General features: G+C 57.1%; 20 protein-coding genes. 15 read left to right on the plus strand and 5 right to left on the minus strand.

Features of this window, described 5'->3' with window-relative positions; translation table 11 throughout:
- The first annotated feature begins 43 nt into the window (after positions 1-43).
- Positions 44-1,174: a sensor histidine kinase KdpD gene (locus FFH21_RS23990; protein ID WP_004666320.1), complete on the plus strand. Its 1,131-nt coding sequence runs from the start codon at positions 44-46 to the stop codon at positions 1,172-1,174.
- Positions 1,175-1,249: 75 nt separating this feature from the next.
- Here FFH21_RS23990 and cbpA read toward each other — a convergent pair whose 3' ends face one another.
- The gene (gene cbpA, locus FFH21_RS23995; RefSeq protein ID WP_002555407.1) at positions 1,250-2,194 is read right to left on the minus strand and encodes a curved DNA-binding protein; all 945 of its coding nucleotides are present in this window, start codon (positions 2,192-2,194) and stop codon (positions 1,250-1,252) included.
- Between the two features lie 326 nt (positions 2,195-2,520).
- Here cbpA and FFH21_RS24000 point away from each other — a divergent pair, with 326 nt between their 5' ends.
- Entirely contained in the window at positions 2,521-3,786 is a 1,266-nt protein-coding gene (locus FFH21_RS24000; RefSeq protein ID WP_002555408.1) for an Hsp70 family protein, read from the plus strand.
- Positions 3,787-3,925: 139 nt separating this feature from the next.
- Here the strand turns inward: FFH21_RS24000 and FFH21_RS24010 are convergent, their stop codons facing one another.
- The gene (locus FFH21_RS24010; RefSeq protein ID WP_002555409.1) at positions 3,926-4,936 is read right to left on the minus strand and encodes an AI-2E family transporter; all 1,011 of its coding nucleotides are present in this window, start codon (positions 4,934-4,936) and stop codon (positions 3,926-3,928) included.
- Positions 4,937-5,124: 188 nt separating this feature from the next.
- Positions 5,125-5,415: a PsiF family protein gene (locus FFH21_RS24015; RefSeq protein ID WP_005732120.1), complete on the minus strand. Its 291-nt coding sequence runs from the start codon at positions 5,413-5,415 to the stop codon at positions 5,125-5,127.
- Between the two features lie 152 nt (positions 5,416-5,567).
- On the opposite strand from FFH21_RS24015, the gene FFH21_RS24020 reads away from it, so the two are divergent.
- Positions 5,568-6,449, plus strand: a complete 882-nt coding sequence (locus tag FFH21_RS24020; RefSeq protein ID WP_011169581.1) for a DMT family transporter — start codon at positions 5,568-5,570, stop codon at positions 6,447-6,449.
- Here the strand turns inward: FFH21_RS24020 and FFH21_RS24025 are convergent.
- Positions 6,446-6,679: a hypothetical protein gene (locus FFH21_RS24025; protein WP_005732119.1), complete on the minus strand. Its 234-nt coding sequence runs from the start codon at positions 6,677-6,679 to the stop codon at positions 6,446-6,448. The two genes, FFH21_RS24020 and FFH21_RS24025, sit on opposite strands and share 4 nt — an antisense overlap.
- 279 nt (positions 6,680-6,958) lie before the next feature.
- On the opposite strand from FFH21_RS24025, the gene osmE reads away from it, so the two are divergent.
- The 7 genes from osmE (at position 6,959) to FFH21_RS24070 (ending at position 12,433) form a co-directional block, all read left to right on the plus strand.
- Complete coding sequence (osmE, locus tag FFH21_RS24030) at positions 6,959-7,297, plus strand: osmotically-inducible lipoprotein OsmE (RefSeq protein ID WP_002555413.1); 339 nt, start codon at positions 6,959-6,961, stop codon at positions 7,295-7,297.
- A 194-nt stretch (positions 7,298-7,491) separates the two neighbouring features.
- Positions 7,492-7,980 (plus strand): type VI secretion system tube protein Hcp, encoded by a 489-nt coding sequence (locus FFH21_RS24035; RefSeq protein WP_004655811.1) that lies wholly within the window; start codon positions 7,492-7,494, stop codon positions 7,978-7,980.
- A gap of 9 nt (positions 7,981-7,989) precedes the next feature.
- The gene (locus tag FFH21_RS24040; protein WP_011169582.1) at positions 7,990-8,964 is read left to right on the plus strand and encodes a hypothetical protein; all 975 of its coding nucleotides are present in this window, start codon (positions 7,990-7,992) and stop codon (positions 8,962-8,964) included.
- The gene (locus FFH21_RS24045; RefSeq protein ID WP_004666324.1) at positions 8,961-9,338 is read left to right on the plus strand and encodes a hypothetical protein; all 378 of its coding nucleotides are present in this window, start codon (positions 8,961-8,963) and stop codon (positions 9,336-9,338) included. Before FFH21_RS24040 ends, FFH21_RS24045 begins: the two co-directional genes overlap by 4 nt.
- 349 nt (positions 9,339-9,687) lie before the next feature.
- Positions 9,688-10,947 (plus strand): IS256-like element ISPsy17 family transposase, encoded by a 1,260-nt coding sequence (locus FFH21_RS24050; RefSeq protein ID WP_138858479.1) that lies wholly within the window; start codon positions 9,688-9,690, stop codon positions 10,945-10,947.
- 178 nt (positions 10,948-11,125) lie between these two features.
- Complete coding sequence (locus FFH21_RS24060; protein WP_005730426.1) at positions 11,126-11,497, plus strand: hypothetical protein; 372 nt, start codon at positions 11,126-11,128, stop codon at positions 11,495-11,497.
- Between the two features lie 396 nt (positions 11,498-11,893).
- Positions 11,894-12,433, plus strand: coding sequence for a bacterioferritin (locus FFH21_RS24070; protein WP_011169584.1), 540 nt, complete (start codon positions 11,894-11,896; stop codon positions 12,431-12,433).
- A 302-nt stretch (positions 12,434-12,735) separates the two neighbouring features.
- Here the strand turns inward: FFH21_RS24070 and FFH21_RS24080 are convergent, their stop codons facing one another.
- Positions 12,736-14,802 carry an AsmA family protein gene (locus tag FFH21_RS24080; protein WP_005745952.1) on the minus strand — a complete coding sequence of 689 codons (2,067 nt, stop codon included), beginning with the start codon at positions 14,800-14,802 and terminating at the stop codon, positions 12,736-12,738.
- A gap of 223 nt (positions 14,803-15,025) precedes the next feature.
- Here FFH21_RS24080 and FFH21_RS24085 point away from each other — a divergent pair, with 223 nt between their 5' ends.
- The 5 genes from FFH21_RS24085 (at position 15,026) to FFH21_RS24105 (ending at position 18,252) form a co-directional block, all read left to right on the plus strand.
- On the plus strand, positions 15,026-15,658 hold the full coding sequence (locus FFH21_RS24085) for a TetR family transcriptional regulator (RefSeq protein WP_002555418.1): 633 nt from the start codon (positions 15,026-15,028) through the stop codon (positions 15,656-15,658).
- A gap of 185 nt (positions 15,659-15,843) precedes the next feature.
- Entirely contained in the window at positions 15,844-16,344 is a 501-nt protein-coding gene (gene ureE / locus FFH21_RS24090) for an urease accessory protein UreE (protein ID WP_004655826.1), read from the plus strand.
- Positions 16,341-17,015: an urease accessory protein UreF gene (locus FFH21_RS24095; RefSeq protein ID WP_002555420.1), complete on the plus strand. Its 675-nt coding sequence runs from the start codon at positions 16,341-16,343 to the stop codon at positions 17,013-17,015. Before ureE ends, FFH21_RS24095 begins: the two co-directional genes overlap by 4 nt.
- A gap of 21 nt (positions 17,016-17,036) precedes the next feature.
- Positions 17,037-17,654 (plus strand): urease accessory protein UreG, encoded by a 618-nt coding sequence (gene ureG, locus FFH21_RS24100; protein ID WP_003368915.1) that lies wholly within the window; start codon positions 17,037-17,039, stop codon positions 17,652-17,654.
- A gap of 25 nt (positions 17,655-17,679) precedes the next feature.
- Complete coding sequence (locus FFH21_RS24105; RefSeq protein WP_002555422.1) at positions 17,680-18,252, plus strand: HupE/UreJ family protein; 573 nt, start codon at positions 17,680-17,682, stop codon at positions 18,250-18,252.
- Positions 18,253-18,255: the final 3 nt, after the last annotated feature.

The raw sequence follows: 18,255 nt of genomic DNA on the forward strand, positions 1-18,255 counted from the left end.
ATGCGCCATCTTCCGTCACGCTCCTCCAACAAGGTAGTCGGACATGCGCCTTTCCGAGTTCATCGTTGTTCATGTGGATCGCATTGTCGATGAATGGGAAGACTTCGCCAGGACTCTGAAACCTGCCGCCGACTCGATGAGCAAGCTAGAGCTGCGCGATCACGCCAAATCGATTCTGCTCGCAGCTGCACGGGACATGAAAACTGCGCAGAGCAAAAGCGAGGAGATTGCCAAGGCCAGAGGCGAAGAGCTGAACAAGACGCCAAGCCTGGACGAAGCAGCCAGCAGCCATGGCGAGTTGCGTCATGAGGTCGGCTTTGATCTGGTGCAGATGACGTCGGAATTTCGCCATCTGCGCGCCAGCGTCATCCGCCTCTGGGTAGAAAGCCTGGCAGCGCCGCAACTGGCCGATTTTCAGGACGTGATTCGTTTCAACGAAGCCATCGACGAGGCGCTTGCCGAATCCACCGCTGCCTATGCGGAACGGGTTGGCCGTTCACGGGATATATTTCTTGCCATTCTGGGTCACGATCTGCGCGCGCCGCTGCAGGCCGTCAGCATGTCGACGGAATTGCTGGCACGCAAGATAGCGCTGGACGAAAAGACCCAGTCCTATGTTTCGCGTATCCAGACCAGCACCCGCCATATGGGCTCGATGGTCAGCGATCTGCTGGAATTCGTGCGCAGTCGCCTGGGCGCCGGGCTACCGGTTGAACGCAAATACATGGATTTGGCCAGTGCTTGCCGTGAAGCCATCGAGGAAGCCTGCGCCGGGCGACCGGACTCTGTTCCGGTGCTGAACATCGAAGGCAACACCAAAGGGCACTGGGACGCCGGGCGGATCAGCCAGATGCTGCAGAACCTGATCGGCAATGCCCTGCAGCACGGTGCGGCCAGTCACGAGATAACGGTCAGTGTTACGGGTGCCGAGAAAGCGGTGATATTGGTGGTACACAACGAAGGCAAGCCGATTGCCGAAGACGCTATCGGGACGATCTTCGATCCGCTGGTGCGCAGCACCGAGGAAAACAGCGAAACACGCAGTACATCGACCAGCCTGGGTCTTGGCCTGTTCATCGTCAAGGAAGTGGTCAACGCCCACGGTGGCAGCATCACTGTGACCTCGACCATTGGTGAGGGCACGACCTTCAATGTGGTGCTGCCGAAAAACTGATCAAGGCTGATTGTGTGCTGATGCGGGTGGCGCATCAGCTCATTCAGAAAAGACAGAATCGCAAGACTGCTACGCTCAACCCTTCCACTGCGCCCGGGGATCAAACGAGGAACTGTCTGCCAGTTTCTGCCACAGCGCCCGGGTTGCTTCGTCGGTGTGCTTTGGCACGACGATTTTCAGCTGGGCGTAAAGGTCGCCCCGCTCGCCGCTCTTGTTCATCAAGCCGTTACCCTTGATCCGCAGACGCTGACCGTTCTGACTGTCCGGGCGGATGGTCAGGTTGATCCTGCTGTTCAGCGTCGGTACCGCCACCTTGGTGCCCAGCACTGCTTCCCAGGGCGCCAGTGGAACGGTGATGACCAGATCATGGCCCTCGACCTCGAACAGCGGATGCGGTGCCAGGCGAATGATCAGGTACAGATCGCCGTTGGCACCTCCGCCCACTCCTGGCGCGCCCTGGCCCTTGAGACGAATGCGCTCGCCGTCGACGACGCCCGCAGGAATCTTCACGTTCAGGGTCTTGGTGATATCGCTCATGCGCTGCCCGTTGGGGCTGTGCTGCGGCACCTTGAAGCTGACCTGCTTGGACTCACCCGACAAGGTCTCCTCAAGGAAGACTGCCAGCTCCATCTCAACGTCCTGCCCGGTACGCCCGGGGTTGCGGGTACGGCCGCCCTGCTGTGGCCGGCCGCCGAAAATGGAGCTGAAAAATTCTGAAAAGTCTGCCGTTTCCTCGAATCCTCCAGCGCCTGCGCCAGCCCGGCTTTGCCAGCCTGGCGGAGTCTGGAACGGACGACCCTGCCGACCGTACTTGCGCAGCTCATCGTACTCGGCGCGCTTGTCAGGGCTGCTGAGCACTTCATAGGCTTCGGACGCTTCCTTGAACTTGTCTTCAGCGCCTGCTTCCTTGCTGACGTCAGGGTGATACTTGCGCGCCAGTTTGCGATAGGCGGTCTTGATCGCCTTGTCGTCCGCAGTCGGCTCAACGTCAAGTATCTTGTAGTAGTCTTTGAAATCCATGTAACGATCACCCATCCGAATTATCCGGCAAAGCCAGATACGCTGGCGTCACGCGCCCAGCTCCCTCTGTTTACGAGGTATCTGGATTACCTAACGTCGAAAATTTATAGATAGCCGGCCGTCTTTGCAGACGGGTCGATCACTCGACAACATCGTGTTCGACAGCCAGGTCTACCGAGAATCCCTTCAAGATTGGGGGTAACGGGCTTCAGTTCAAGCCTTGACGGTAAATACAGTCAGGTAAATATAAGCGACGTGTCGCGCTACGCAATTGGCGCGCGCTGACATAAACTGCGCGGCCGTTTTTTGACTGGAACGTAAAAGACATGAATGACCAATCCCCGGCCCGTGCCTGCGGCATCGATTTCGGCACGTCCAATTCCACCGTCGGCTGGCAACGACCCGGCGTGGAATCGTTGATCGCGCTGGAGGACGACAAAATTACTCTACCGTCGGTGGTGTTCTTCAATATGGAAGAACGCCGCCCGGTGTATGGCCGCCTGGCGCTGCACGAGTATCTGGAAGGTTATGAAGGCCGCCTGATGCGCTCGCTCAAGAGCCTGCTGGGCTCAAAGCTGATCAAGCATGACACCAGCGTGCTGGGCACGGCGATGCCGTTCAAGGATTTGCTGGCGCTGTTTATCGGCGAGCTGAAAAAACGCGCCGAGCACACGGCCGGACGCGAGTTCGAGCAAGTGGTACTGGGTCGCCCGGTGCATTTCGTCGATGACGATGCACAGGCCGATCAGGAAGCCGAAGACACACTGGCCGAAGTGGCCCGCAAGATCGGCTTCAAGGACGTTTCGTTCCAGTTCGAACCTATTGCTGCGGCATTCGACTACGAGTCCACCATCAAAGACGAAGAGCTGGTACTGATTGTCGACATCGGCGGCGGTACGTCGGACTTCTCGCTGGTGCGCCTGTCACCCGAGCGACGCCAGCACGATGATCGCCAACAGGACATTCTTGCCACGGGCGGCGTGCACATTGGCGGCACCGACTTCGACAAGCAGCTGAGCCTGCAAGGCGTGATGCCGCTGTTCGGTTACGGCAGCCGTATGAAAAGCGGTGCCTACATGCCGACCAGCCACCATATGAACCTGGCGACCTGGCACACCATCAATGCGGTGTACTCGCAAAAGTCGCAGCTGGCACTGGGCAGCATGCGTTATGACATTGAAGACACGGGTGGCATCGATCGCCTGTTCAAGCTGATCGAACAGCGCGCCGGGCACTGGCTGGCCATGGAAGTGGAAGAAACCAAAATCCAGCTGACCCACGCTGAAAACCGCCATCTGCCAATGGACCGGGTGGAAGCAGGATTGAGTGTGGACCTGAGCCGGGTGATGTTCGAGGCGGCAATCGACGCTCAGCTTGAGCGCGTGCGCAACAGCGTGACGAACTTGCTCAGCGACGCGGGCGTGAGTGTCGAACAGGTCAACACGGTGTTCTTCACCGGCGGCTCCAGCGGCATTCCCGCCCTGCGCAACAGCGTCTCGGCTATGCTGCCCAACGCCCGCCACGTCGAAGGCAACATCTTCGGCAGCATCGGCAGCGGCCTGGCGATTGAAGCGAAGAAGCGTTACGGCTAGTGGTATGACTCGGAGCGCAGGCACGGTAGTTAAAGAACTATCGTTCCTCACGCTCCAGCGTGGGAATGCCGTTCGTGACGCTCTGCGTCACAGATTCCAGCCGCAACGCAGACTCTAGCCAGTCAGATATCCACGCGCCCTAGACCAACCCTTCCTTCTGCAGTTCACTCTTCAAATACGCATAGTAAATCGGCCCTGCCACCACACCCGGCAGGCCGAATGCGGCTTCGAACAGCAGCATCGCCAGCAGCAACTCCCACGACTTGGCATTGATCTGTCCGCCGACGATGCGTGCATTGAGGAAATACTCGACCTTGTGAATCACAATCAGGTAACCCAGCGCAGCCAGCGCTACCCAGATCGAGATCGACATGCCGACAATGAAAATGAGCGTATTCGACATCAGGTTACCCACCACCGGCAACAGGCCGAGCAGGAAGGTCATGATGATCAGGGTCTTGGTCAGCGGCAGGTGAATCCCGCACAACGGCAGGACGATGGCCAGGAATACCGAAGTAAACGCCGTGTTGAGCAGGGAAATCTTGATCTGGGCGAAAACGATGTTGCGAAATGCGCGACTGACCAGATACAGACGATCAAACAGTGCGGCCGCCAGCGGCTTGCGCGCATGGACATCGGAAATACGCTGCAAGGCGATGATTGCCCCCAACACCATGCCGATCAGCATGGTAACGAACATGTGTGCTGCGCCCTTGCCGATCAACTGCAACTCGCCGACGTGCTTCTGCAGCCACTGCCCAAGGGAGACCTGAAACTCCGCCGCACTGGCAGGCAGATACGCATCAATGAACGGCGGCAGCTGACCGCGCGCGCGGTCCACCAGGGTCATGAACTTGTCCAGCGAGGCCCCGGGGTTTTCGGCTTCGTGCAGCACAAAGCTGATGACACCGGCAAAAATCAGTGTCAGCAGGCTGACCACCACAGTACCCAGTAGCGCTACCGCCAGCCAGCGGGCGCGTTCGCCAGAGATCAGACGCTGCAACTTGGGGGTCAGCATGTTGACCAGTTCGAACACCAACAGTCCGGCCAGCAGGCTGGGCAGCAACTTGAATGGCAACACCAATAACAGACCGCCAAATACAAGAATCCAGCTGGCTATTAACACCTGACGCGCAGAAAACGTTGGCATAGACCCTCAACGGGCAACACAAGGAAGGTGGGCAGTCTGCCAGCCTTCTCAGTCGAGAACCAGTAATCCGAAAGCCGGAAAAAGTGCGGCGCAATCATCTGCCCGATGATCGGCTCGATAACGGCGCCAAAGTGCAGTGTTTACTGCACCCGCGCGCCTTGTCTGTAGCGATGGCTCTGGCTGGAAAATTATTTCTTCTTGAGACAATCGCTCATGAAACTCTTGCGAGCGTCGCCCTTGAGTGCCTGAGTACTGGCGGTCGCATTGCAGGTCTTCATCTTGTCCTGCTGGGTAGCTGCCGGCGTTGGTGCCGCTTTCAGGCAAGTGCTCATGAACGCCTTGCGCTCATCGCCCTTAAGCGATTTGGCGCTGGCGTCGGCATTACAAGTGGTCATTTTGTTCTGCTGTGCAGTCGCCGCGAACCCCTGAGCAGACAGCATCAAGCCAACGAGCAATAAAGGAATACCGAGCTTCTTCATCGATCCACTCTCCAGAACCACCGCACCGGACGGCGCAGGCTGTGATTCAGTGTAGTCAGATGTTGCGACCCATGACGGGGCACACTGCATCGCCGCTGGCATTCTCGACCAACAGGCGGATAATTACGCCTCGCTTTAACGATGATTCCCTCATGCAATACGCTTTTCCACTGATTACAGTCCTTATCTGGGCGATCAATACGGCCGTCACCAAGGCGTCTGCCGGAGTGATCTTTCCGGCTGAAATAGGCTTTTATCGCTGGGCGCTGGCAGGCTTGCTGTTCACACCCTTCATGCTCAGGCCTGTCTGGGCGAACCGTGCCGCGATCAAACCGGTGCTGGGTAAAATTTTCATTCTTGCCGTGCTCGGCACTGCGATGTATCAAAGCCTGGCGTATTTCGCTGCAAGCCTGACGACCGCCACCAACATGGGGATCATTCAGTCGCTGGTGCCCATGATGGCGCAGGGGCTGTCGATAGCCTGCCTGGGCAATCGCCTGACCCGTGGCGCACTGCTGGGCGCTGTGCTGTCATTCGTGGGAGTGGTAGTCGTGGTGTCGGCGGGCAATCCCGCTGGGCTGATCGATCATGGCGTCAATCGGGGCGATGCGATGGTGCTGGTGGCCACAGCGTCGTACGCGGTCTACAGCACGCTGCTCAAGAAGTGGCAATTGTGCCTGCCGCCCCTGCAATTGCTTTACGTACAGATTCTGCTGGCGCTTATCGTGTTGCTGCCGCCTTTTATCCTGTCGGCAAAAACCGGCTTGAATGCCAGCAACATTCCGATGGTGCTGTATGCAGCCATTCCGACTTCCATGCTTGCGCCATGGTTGTGGATGACCTCGATCATGCGTCTGGGGCCCAGCCGCACGACGCTGTTCTTCAACCTGATGCCGATCGCCACGGCATTGATTGCCGCGGCGACGCTGGGCGAACAACTTGCGCTCTATCACCTGTTCGGCGGAGCGCTGACCCTGTGCGGCGTCATCCTTGCAGAACGCTGGACGACCCCGCTGCGGTCAAAGACGAGTTAGGCAGTCGCGCTGCCCTCACTGCCCTCCACACTATGAATCGACACATCGGTGATTCCGGCGGCGTGAGCCATGCCGGCTTCACCGACTGCAAGATCGTCCAGCTCGACATGGTGCTTGAGCGCCAGCTCGTGTACCACTTCGATGATGGGCACATCCAGATTCTCGATGACGTCTACGTGGTGCTCGCCCAGCAAGGTGTACTCGATTTCATACAGTTCTTTATCGCTCATCGCATCTTCCTGGCCGTCACTGAGGAGCGGCTGATTAACGAACTACGGTCCGACAACCGATGACCGAGCCCAGGGCCGGACCCTAATGTCCGACCGTGCCATCAGATTGACCTCGCGGTTTCGGGAACGTGCTGGCGAATATTCAAAGGGCCACCTCGCGGTCAGGGATTGTCGCGAGAGGTACTGCCGTATCGCCATCTTTTTTTCGAACTCTTAGCCCGGTTTCCTGCTCAAAGCGCTACCGGGCCAAGACCGGCTCTGACATGTGGAGCAATAACGATGTACAAGAAAATCTTCGCGGCGACTTTTGTATTGGCGACGATGGCCGGCTGCAGCAACACAACCGTGCAGAACCCGGTGGATTACGTCACTTATCGCAACGAACCGCTGGTCAAGCAGGTTGAGAACGGCATGACGCGCCAGCAGGTCCTGACCATCGGCGGCGAGCCGTCGAGCACCATCGAGCGTAAGGTCAACCCAGGCACCTGCAACAATTACGTCTTGGCCAAAGATGGCCACAAACAGGTTTACCACGTCAGCTTCAACAGCGACGGCCGCGTGACCAACAAAGGTTTCATGACCTGCGAACAACGCGAGAAAAACGAAAAAGCGATGTAACGGAAATAACTTACAGACGCCCGACGCGCAATGCGCCGGGCATTTCTATTTTGATGTTTAAGTATTAAACCCGTCATTAGACATTGCGTTTCAAACCACCGCTTGCGCCTTGAAACCCATGTACAAATTTGCTGTCATAGCCACTCATCTTAAAATCACTACACCGCATCACTAATGACCAAGGAAAGGTTCATATGGCTTTCGACGCTTTTATTCAGATCGCAGACATCCCGGGCGAGGCGCTGGACGAGAAGTACAGCAAGTGGATCGAAATCACCGGCTATAACTTTGGCGTCAACCAAAGCACCTCTGCCACCGCCAGTTCCTCGGGCGGCGCTTCATCCGGTCGCACCACCATGACCAACTTCACGTTTACCAAATACCTCGACAGCGCCAGTTGCAAGCTCATGGAAGCCAGCTGCGCAGGCCAGCACCTCAAGGAAGTGAAGCTGGTACTCTGCCGCGCAGGCACCGACAAGCTCAAATACTACGAAGTGGTTCTCGAGGAAGTCATCATCGCCGACTACACCCAGAGCGCAAGCGCCGGCATCCCCATCGAAATCGTACAGCTCAATTACGGCCGCATCAAAACCACCTACACCCTGCAGAAACGTGTCGATGGCACAGCAGGCGGTAACGTGGCTGGCGGCTGGGACCGGATCAATAATAAAAAGTACTCGTGAGGCACGACCATGGCCGAAGCACGATCCTTCATCAACTCCAGAACACAGACCTTCGATTCTTTGAACGCCAACCTTGCGCTGCCAAAGAATGCCAAAGCCAAATTCGTCGCCCTCAATTCCCACATCTCGGGCGGCGTCGTACTGGCCGGTGAGCTGGTCATCGTCGGCGACGCGTCCACGCCCTCGTCTACCGCCCAGGAAGCCTTCCTGATGGCCAAGGCTGCGGAAGTGCATACAGCGTTGCTGGTGAATGGCGTGGAGGGAGATGACTTTTTTCTTGAGAATTTTGAGTTGCTCAAGCAGACGATTTCTTATACGTCCATGGGGATAGGCGCCACGAGTGATGGCTGGGCCAAGCATATGGACGAGATCAAGAAAGCCCTTCAACAGATCGAAAAACTCTACCGGGAACACATGGGCTCCGGCACGATGACCCAACGAGACGCTTTCTACGCCAAACGAACTGAGTTGTTCATGAAGCTTGATAAGCTGCTGAACAATTTTCTGGCGTATGGATCCGGACTGCGCAACGAAGGCTCGATCAAACGACTGCTTGGACTTTCGACTAATAGCTACATGCACACAGGAGAAATCGCGGGATACGCTGACAAGGTATCTGGCGTGGCCAAAGCCTCCAAATGGATCAAGAGAGGAACGTATATAGGGACTGCACTTGAGGTGGGCACCACAGGGCTTTCGATTCATAAGGCCTGTACGGTAGGCCGCGAGGAGCAATGTCAAAGGGCGAAATATGTGGAGGGGAGCTCATTACTGTTTAGTATCGGAGGCTCCACTGTTAGCGGGGCTGGGGGTGGGTACATAGCTGGCGGTATATGTCTTGTGGCGCTAGGTATCACAACAGGGCCTGGGGCACTGGCTTGCACTGTAATCGGGGGTGCAGCTGGAGGATGGGTAGGCGGAGAAGGAGGCCAATGGGTCGGCGAGCGAATTGGAGAGTACATTTATGAGGCAGTTTCAAAATGACAAATATCCCAGTAGGCTTGATCGGTATACTCATAATGGTACCTATGATACTCAACCTTTTCGCCACCGCTATCATTGCGCATAAGTACGTTGAGATCATTGAGGAGCAGCTACCAAACTGCTCTTCCGTACAGACCATTAGAGAGGCATGGTCGGGTGGAGGCCTGCTCGGAAAGGTTATGCGCGGCGGCGTTATTTCAGTAGTGCTAATGTTACCAAAACTAAGCGCCAGAAGAGGAGTCATTGATGCCTCGGAGGTTGAACGCCTTCCAGCACGTTACAAAAACCTCTTGATCATTCCGACAACCATAACCTTTATTTTATTCACAGCGATGATGGCGCTCAGAATCGCCGGACACTACCTAGGACTTTAAGGTATTAGACGAGATCAACAATTGACCCGTATCGAGTCAGGATTAGCAGACATTATTATCTTGACAATTATGGCGCTCAGCTTGCCCTCTATTATTTATGTAGCGCACATTTACACAGGTGGAATCGAATCACAGCTACCAAAATCCTCATCCGTCTCATCAAACCGAAAAGTACTGTACGCAGGTGGCTTACCCGGCAAACTTAAAGGCTGACTGATGCAGATGAGTTGAGCAAATTCACTGGCCATCTCAAGAGGAGATTACTAATACCCGGACAATTCCATTGGCGTGCGCCGGAGACTGTCAGAAATTTTGTGTTCGGGCATAACATGTAGCTAGAGGTGCATGTATGCCGACCAAAAAGAAGTCCGCCAATGCAACAGCGAGGGAGTTGCCCTCGATTCCCCAAGAGCTGATCAAGCAGTTTGTTAAAGGCCCGATGAGCGCCGAAGCCATTCAAGACGCGTCCATGGCGTTCAAGAAGGCTCTGATCGAGCGTGCGCTAGGCGCCGAGCTGGGTCACCACCTTGGTTATCCTCAGGGCGCGGAGCGCCCTAAGGAGTCGACCAATCAGCGCAATGGCAAAAGCAGCAAGACGGTTCTGACCGACGACGGGCCGCTTCGCCTGGATATCCCCAGAGACCGCGATGGTAGCTTCGCCCCGATCCTGATTCCCAAGCACGAACGACGTTTTACAGGCTTCGACGACAAGATAATTGCCATGTACGCCCGGGGCATGACGGTGCGTGAGATCCGCGCTTTTCTATCTGAGCAGTATGGAACTGACGTGTCCCATGACTTCATCAGCTCAGTCACCGATGCGGTCATGGAAGAGGTGGGCGCTTGGCAGCAACGACCCTTGGAACCGATGTATCCGGTGATCTTCTTCGATGCGTTACGGGTCAAAATCCGGGACGAGGGGTTAGTGTGCAACAAGGCTATTTATCTGGCGCTGGGGGTATTACCTGATGGCACGCGCGACATTCTGGGTATATGGATCGAGAGCACCGAGGGTGCCAAGTTTTGGATGAAGGTGTTCAACGACCTCAAGACTCGTGGCGTTGAAGATGTTCTGATCGCCGTCACGGATGGCCTCAAAGGAATACCGGAGGCGTTGGGGGCGGTTTTTCCTGCCACGACGCTGCAAACCTGCATCGTGCATCTGATCCGCAACAGCTTGGACTATGCCGCTTGGGATAAACGTCGGGCACTGGCCAAAGCACTCAAGCCGATCTACCAGGCGATCAATGCCGATGTGGCTGAGCAAGAGCTTAACGCCTTTGAAGCGGGCCCCTGGGGCAAGCAGTATCCGACTGTAGTTGCTGCATGGCGTCGCGCCTGGGATCGGGTTATACCGTTTTTTGTTTTTCCGGCGGGCATTCGCAAAGTGGTTTACACGACCAATGCCATCGAGAGCATCAATGCCCAGTTACGCAAGATCATCAAGACTCGAGGGCACTTCCCGACCGATGAGGCTGCGACGAAACTGATATGGCTTGGGTTGCGCAACATCACCGCCAACTGGGGTCATGCGGCACACGACTGGAAAGTGGCAATGAATCAATTTGCGATCCTGTACGGAGACCGATTTACCAGACCGAGCTGGTAAAACAAGGGCCTGCCTGACGGCAGGCCCTAACCAGCCCGAACACAAAAAAACTGATACTCCCTGCGCCGCAGCGCCGAGTCATCTTCTAGCGCACTGATTAAGCTTCAGGGCATTGTAATTCTCACATCATCTAAAGTTCAGAGACGCAAAAAATCAGCTCAAACAGGGAGCCAACGTATTGAACACTGTAGAGCCTGGCATCATAGCCGGCATCATCATGGCTTCAGTATTTCTAAATTTGATTACAATGGCATATACAGCACATCGGTACATCGACACTGTCGAGTCACACCTATCGAACTGTCAGTTTGTAAATGATTATAAGCGACTGTATGCAGGTGATGATTTACGCAGCAAAGTGCAGCGCCTTTGGATGGCTGCATTGGTTTTATCGACGCCGGGCCTGCTTATCAGAAGGAAACTCGTCGATCCTCAGGATCTTAAAAACTTTCCTGCGGAGCTCAAAGTGCGCATTCTGGCGGCGTGGATGATCGGCATGCTAGCCATGACGGCATCCGTGATATTTTATTTCTGGACCAAATACCTCTAACGAGCAGCGTCTGACGCCCAGTCCATTTCTAAAAAATCATTACCGCGCCCCAAAGAATCCTTCAGAGCGCAGTAACCACGCCAACCAGCAGGTTGACGCTTAGAAAACCAGCTTGAACAGGGCGATGACCACGACCAGGCCGATCAGAAAGATGATGCCGACGGTGCTTCCGAGAAACTTAAGCATTGTGTATCTCCACGATTTATTTGGGTCTCATGGTTGGGACCGCAGCGTTCTGCACTCGTTTCTTATATTTTTACATTCAGTCACAACCGTCCGCAACGGCGAAAATCCGATAAAACTTTTCCCCTCCTCCAGCACTCACAACCTTCGCTGATCCTGCCGGGCAACACACAGAGCGGGACAGAAAAACCTGATGAACCATGGAGATAAATGATGATTTCTGCACCGCAATCACAGCTTTCCGATGTAAATACTCTGCGCCAGCGTGCGCGCCAGAACGTTGAGAATGGTGCTGTGACTGAAGGTTACAGCGCTGACCGCGAAACCGTGCTGCGCCTGCTCAATGAGTCACTGGCGACCGAGCTGGTCTGTGTGCTGCGCTACAAACGCCACTACTACATGGCGTCCGGCCTCAAGGCGAGCGTGGCGGCAGCCGAGTTTCTGGAGCACGCTGAACAGGAAGCACAGCACGCCGATAAGCTGGCCGAGCGCATCGTGCAGCTGGGCGGAGAGCCGGAATTCAACCCGGACCTGCTGTCGAAGAACTCACACGCACAATACGTTGCGGGCAACACGCTGAAGGAAATGGTGTACGAAGATCTGATTGCCGAGCGCATCGCGGTCGACAGCTATCGCGAGATCATTCAGTACATCGGTGACAGCGATCCGACCACCCGCCGCATTTTTGAAGAGATTCTTGCTCAGGAAGAAGAGCACGCCGACGACATGTCGGACATCCTCGAAGGCCTGTAACAAGCGGCGACAAGTGAAAAGCCAGGACCTGTGTCCTGGCTTTTTTGTGGACAACTGGATGCGCGATTCACGCACGACTATCGTTCCCTGTGCTCCCTTTGGATGCCGATCGTGACGCTCTGCGTCACAAGCCTGCATCGCACCGTACATCAAGACCGGACGCGGAGCGTCCAGAGCGGCATGCGACTCGGAGCGTCGCACGATAGTTGAGATTATCGTTGCGCTCGCTCCAGCGTCGGAATGCATTGCGTGACGCTCTGCGTCGCAGATCTGCATCGCACCGCTGATCCTTGAGTGTGCAATCACTTCACCGTCTTCGGTGCCTTGCCGGTGCGCATCTGCTCCAGCAGCGGGCCGCATTGGTTCGGTGCGCTATCGCCGGTCGCGACCAGCGCCAGCAGACCGGCCACCGGGCCTACGGTTGCACCGAGCAGAACCATACCGGCGCCGCGCAGCAGTAACGGGCCGGACTGCACGCCTGCATTGGGCTTGGCGAACGGGCCGTTGACGTACAGTGGCGAGCGTAACGAGAACACGCGGAAGCCCTTGGATTCCGGGTTGATCTGCAGGTCCAGTTGCTCGGTCTTCATGTTTGCGGTGCCATTGATGTAGATGATGGCGTTCTCGGTATCGAAGACGAACAGCCGACTGGTCGCCAAGCCGTCCTTGATGCCGAAGTCAGAAGCCGCGCAATTGATCTTCACGTCCTTGTCGCCAAACAGCTTGCCCACCACGTAGTTGCCCACGTTGAGCCCGGCAATTTCCATCAGGCCACGGCTGATCGCGCCGTCGTTGACCAGCATTTTCATTTCACCGTTGGCGGTGCCGAGCAAAGCGGCAATCGAGTTGCCTCGGCCACTGATGTCGGCATCGCCATTCAGCTCACCGAAGCTGGTTTTCATCGGTTCAAAGGTCGGGAACAGCTGCTTGAGCTTGAAGTTGCGCGCCGACAGCTTCGCCCTGCCCTGCAACGGCTTGTTGCGGCCGTCGAGGCGGATATCCGCATCCAGCTTGCCGCCTGCCACTCCAAAGCGCAGCGGCTCCAGGCTCAATTGACCATCGTTGAGAATCAGATGGGTATACAGGTCGGTGAACGGTAAGTCCGGGCTTTGCACAATGCGCTTGCCGGTGAACTCCACGTCGGCATCCATCGCTCGCCAGCGGTCGGTCTGAAATTCTTCTACGGGCAGGACTTTGCCCGATGGCTGCTTGCTCTCGCCACCGCGCTTTTTCTGAGCGGCATTCGAGTCCGCACCGATCAGTGGCGCGAGGTCGCTGAACAACAACTGATTGGACACCAGCACGCCGCTCAGCTTCGGCCGTGGCTGGCTGGCTACGTAACCCAGATCGCCGTGGATATCGCTGTTGCCGATCTTGCCGTTGAAGCCTTCGTAACGAAAGTTGGCTCCTGCCGGGTCATGCAGTTTGGCGATCAGGCGGCCATCGGTGGAGTAAGCCGGAGAGTCCGGCAGGGTCACGCCGGTCAGCGGGTACAGATTGCTCAGGCTCGCGCCGGAAAGTTTGAGGCGCAGATCCAGCGCACCCAGGTTCTGTGGGTCGGTCAGGGTCCCGGCGATGACCGCGTGGGTATCACCGACCTTCACATCGGCCTGCACCGGGAAAGGCTGACTGGCATCCTTGAGTGCGAGAAGGCCACCCACCTTGCCGGTGCCGCTCAGTTTCTGACCATGGTACTGGCCTGTTACAGCCAGACCAAACGCATAGTCCTGAGGTACTGCGCCCTTTTCCTGGGCCTTTTGCGCTTCCTTGCTGCCAACGATTTCGCTGAACGGGATCGGCTTGCCGAGCAGGTCGATCACCACATCCAGATTGGCATTCAGTGTCTGGTCATTGAAACTCACCAGCCCCTTGTCGAACTTGATGGCCCCGATATCCACCACCCACTTGGAAGGTTCAGCGTTCGGGTCGGATTTGGGCAGGTCGAACACCCAGTTGGCGCGACCATCGGCCAGCCGCTCAAGCTTTGCCTCTGGACCGGTCAAATCGATACGCGGGATGACCACTTGCTGAGCCAGCAGCGGCAACAGCGAAAGACGAAACTCAACGTGCTTGAGAGTGACCATCTGCGGAGTTTTCGACCACTCGGGATTACCCAGTGTCAGGTCATCGGCCACGAAGTGCGGCGACGGCACCCAGGCACGCCAGCCACCGAGCTCGGGCTCGCGCGTCCAGCGCACATCCAGGTCACCATTGATGGCGAACGGGCGATGCAGCGCTTCGCTGACTTTCTCATTGAGGGTAGGTTTGATGCGGTTCCAGTCGAACGTGACAAGCACAATGACCAGTATGGCCAGCACCACCAACAACGTGGCACCTGTCCAGGCGAAAATCTTGCGGCTGCGCGTCATGCGTGACTCTCCAGAAAACAGCGCCCCGACCCTGGCGCGCTGAATACGACATGAATGTTCGACTGACAAACGCGCCGAGGGTTTGATTTGAATACGAAATCGCACCAAAGGCCAGCACCCGCGCTGCAGCGCACGTAAAAGAGTCTGAATGAAAACCCTTTCGACGCAGGTAAAGCGCATTTGCTAAAGTGCAGTCCAGCCTAATCCAAGAATCGTTTGAGCCATGCTGCCCCGCGCCGAACAGAAACAACAGACCCGAAGAGCCTTGCTTGACGCTGCCCATCAGTTGATGGAAAGCGGGCGCGGCTTCGGCAGCCTTAGCCTGCGGGAAGTGGCACGCACGGCGGGCATCGTGCCGACCGGGTTTTATCGTCACTTCGAAGACATGGACCAGCTGGGCCTGGCGCTGGTAAGTGAGGTCGGCCAGACCTTCCGCGAAACTATCCGGCTGGTACGCCACAACGAATTCGCCATGGGCGGGCTGATTCGCGCGTCAGTTAAGATATTTCTAGAGCGTGTAGCAGCCAATCGCTCGCAGTTTCTTTTTCTGGCCCGAGAACAGTATGGCGGCTCTCTTAAAGTGCGTCAGGCTCTGGGGGCTCTGCGCGAGGGCATCAGCGCCGACCTGACGGCCGACCTGGCAAAAATGCCCAAATGGCAGCACCTGAACGCTGACGCGCTGTCGATCATCGCCGACCTTGTGGTCAAAAGCGTGTTCGCCATGCTGCCGGAACTGATCGACCCTCCACCCGCTTCGCTTGCACCGCACCTGACACCTCAGGCCAAGATTACCCAGCAATTGCGCTTCATCTTTATCGGCGCACGGCACTGGCGTGGGCTCGGCAGTCACGATTGAGCGTCAGTTGAAGTCAGTGATAGCACCAAAAAAGGTCGCTTTTTTTGTTGCACACCATAAATGAGCACGACAAGGCCGTGCACAATTAAAAGTCAGCCACTTCCGCCAGCAATTTCCTACAGCCTGCCCTGTTGGCAAGCCCCTTGCTCTGATTTGAAGCATCGCAATTGGCTGGAAGCTATCTAATGCTGGTGATTCACAACCGAATCGAACCTCAGGCCGAATGGGCCGCCGAGTTGCATTTGAATTTCGAGGCACGCAGCAAGAGTCGCCTGCGCTGCTTCAGTGCGGAAAACGAAGACGTGGGCCTGTTTCTGCAACGCGGTCAATCGCCCCTGCGCGATGGCGAGTTTCTAAAGGCCGAAGATGGCCGCGTGGTGCGTGTCTGCGCACGCCCGGAAAAGCTGATGCACGTTACTTGCAGCAGTACCTTCGAACTGACCCGCGCGGCCTATCATCTCGGCAATCGTCACGTAGCCCTGCAAGTCGGCGACGGCTGGCTGCGCCTGCTCGATGACTACGTGCTCAAGGCCATGCTCGATCAGCTCGGTGCCACCGTCGAAACCATCGAAGCACCGTTCCAGCCGGAACATGGTGCCTATGGCGGTGGGCATCACCACTCGCGTGCAGGCGAAGAGGATTTCAACTATCCGCCCCGCATGCACCAGTTCGGCGTGCGCAAGTGAACAGCGCCTGGGCGCTTTTGCGTCTGGCCAGCCCGCAGCTGCCGATTGGTGGCTACAGCTATTCACAAGGGCTGGAAATGGCCGTGGAGCAATCCATCGTGGTAGACCCGCAGACTGCAGGGCGCTGGATCAGCGATCAGCTGCTGCTCAATCTCGCTCGCTTTGAGGCCCCCCTGCTGCTGGCCCACTGTGAAGCAGCGTCGGCCGGTGACTGGGGTCAACTGCTGCAAGTCAGCGAGCAACACCGCGCCAGCCGTGAAACGCGCGAGCTGCATCAGGAAAGCCGGCAGATGGGTTATTCCTTGCAACAATTGCTCAATGGCCTGCCTGAGCTGGATCGCGATGCACGCCACTTTCTTGAACAGACTGCAGAGCCGCATCTGGCCCTGGGCTGGGCGCTGGCCGCACGTGCCTGGCAGATCAGCCCGCAAGACGCACTGGCCGCATGGCTGTGGAGCTGGCTGGAAAACCAGTTGGCTGTGCTGATGAAAACCCTGCCACTCGGCCAGCAAGCTGCGCAACGCCTGACCAGCGAGCTGTTGCCGTTACTGCAGCAAGCGCAGGTCAATGCCACCCGACAAGATACCCACCATGCTGGCAGCGCGGCCTTCGGCCTGTCCCTGGCGAGCATGGCGCATGAACGTCAATACAGCCGGTTATTCCGGTCCTGATCAGTATTTATGGAGAACTCAATGAACAGCCAACCTCTGCGCGTCGGCATCGGTGGCCCGGTAGGGTCCGGCAAGACAGCTCTGACTCTGGCGCTGTGCCTGGCATTGCGCGACCGCTATAACCTGGCGGTCGTGACCAACGATATCTATACCCGCGAAGACGCTGACTTTCTGGTGCGCAACGAGGCACTGGCCCCTGAGCGCATCATCGGTGTTGAAACCGGTGGCTGCCCGCACACCGCCATTCGTGAAGACGCTTCGATCAACCTGGAGGCGGTTGACCAGCTCAATCGCCGCTTTGAGGGCCTGGACCTGATCATTGTCGAATCCGGTGGCGATAACCTTTCCGCAACGTTCAGCCCGGAGCTTTCCGACCTGACGATTTACGTGATCGACGTATCGGCAGGCGACAAACTGCCTCGCAAAGGTGGCCCGGGTATCTGCAAGTCCGATCTGCTGGTGATCAACAAGATAGACCTCGCACCGCTGGTGGGCGCGTCACTGGAAATGATGGACAGCGACACGCGCAGGATGCGTGGCGAAAAGCCGTTCGTGTTCAGCAACCAGAAAACCGGTCAGGGTCTGGAGCAGATCATTGCCTTCATTGAACGCCAGGGTCTGCTCACTGCAGCCGCCTGAATTCACAACCAAAAGGAACCCGTCGATGAACTACAAAAAAGCCCTTGGTGCCCTCGCGCTGCTGCTGATCCCGACCCTGGCGCTGGCCCACCCCGGTCATGGCGATAACGGTCTGATAGCGGGTATCAGCCACCCGATTGGCGGTCTGGATCATTTGCTGGCAATGCTTGCCGTCGGCTTGTGGGCCGCACAACAGCAAGGTTCCGCACGCTGGGCGCTGCCCTGCACTTTCGTCGGCACCATGCTGATCGGCGGCGTGCTGGGCTTTGAAGGTCTGAACCTGCCAGCACTGGAAAGCGGCATTGCCGCGTCGGTACTGGCGCTGGGTCTGGCTGTGGCACTGGCGGTGCGTCCGCCCTTGGCACTGGCCGTTGCAGCGACAGCACTGTTTGCGTTGTTCCACGGTGTGGCGCATGGCCTTGAGCTTCCGGACATGTCCAGCCCATGGGCTTACGCAGCAGGCTTCGTGGCAGCGACTGCAGCCTTGCACGCGGCAGGTTATGCCGTGGTTCGCGTATTGCCTCAGGCGGCAGCACCGCTGGTGCGCATCGCAGGTGCAGCTTCTGCGGCAACGGGTGTGTGGTTGCTGGCGGGCTGATCG

Source organism: Pseudomonas sp. KBS0707, from assembly GCF_005937945.2.
GTDB lineage: Bacteria > Pseudomonadota > Gammaproteobacteria > Pseudomonadales > Pseudomonadaceae > Aquipseudomonas > Aquipseudomonas amygdali.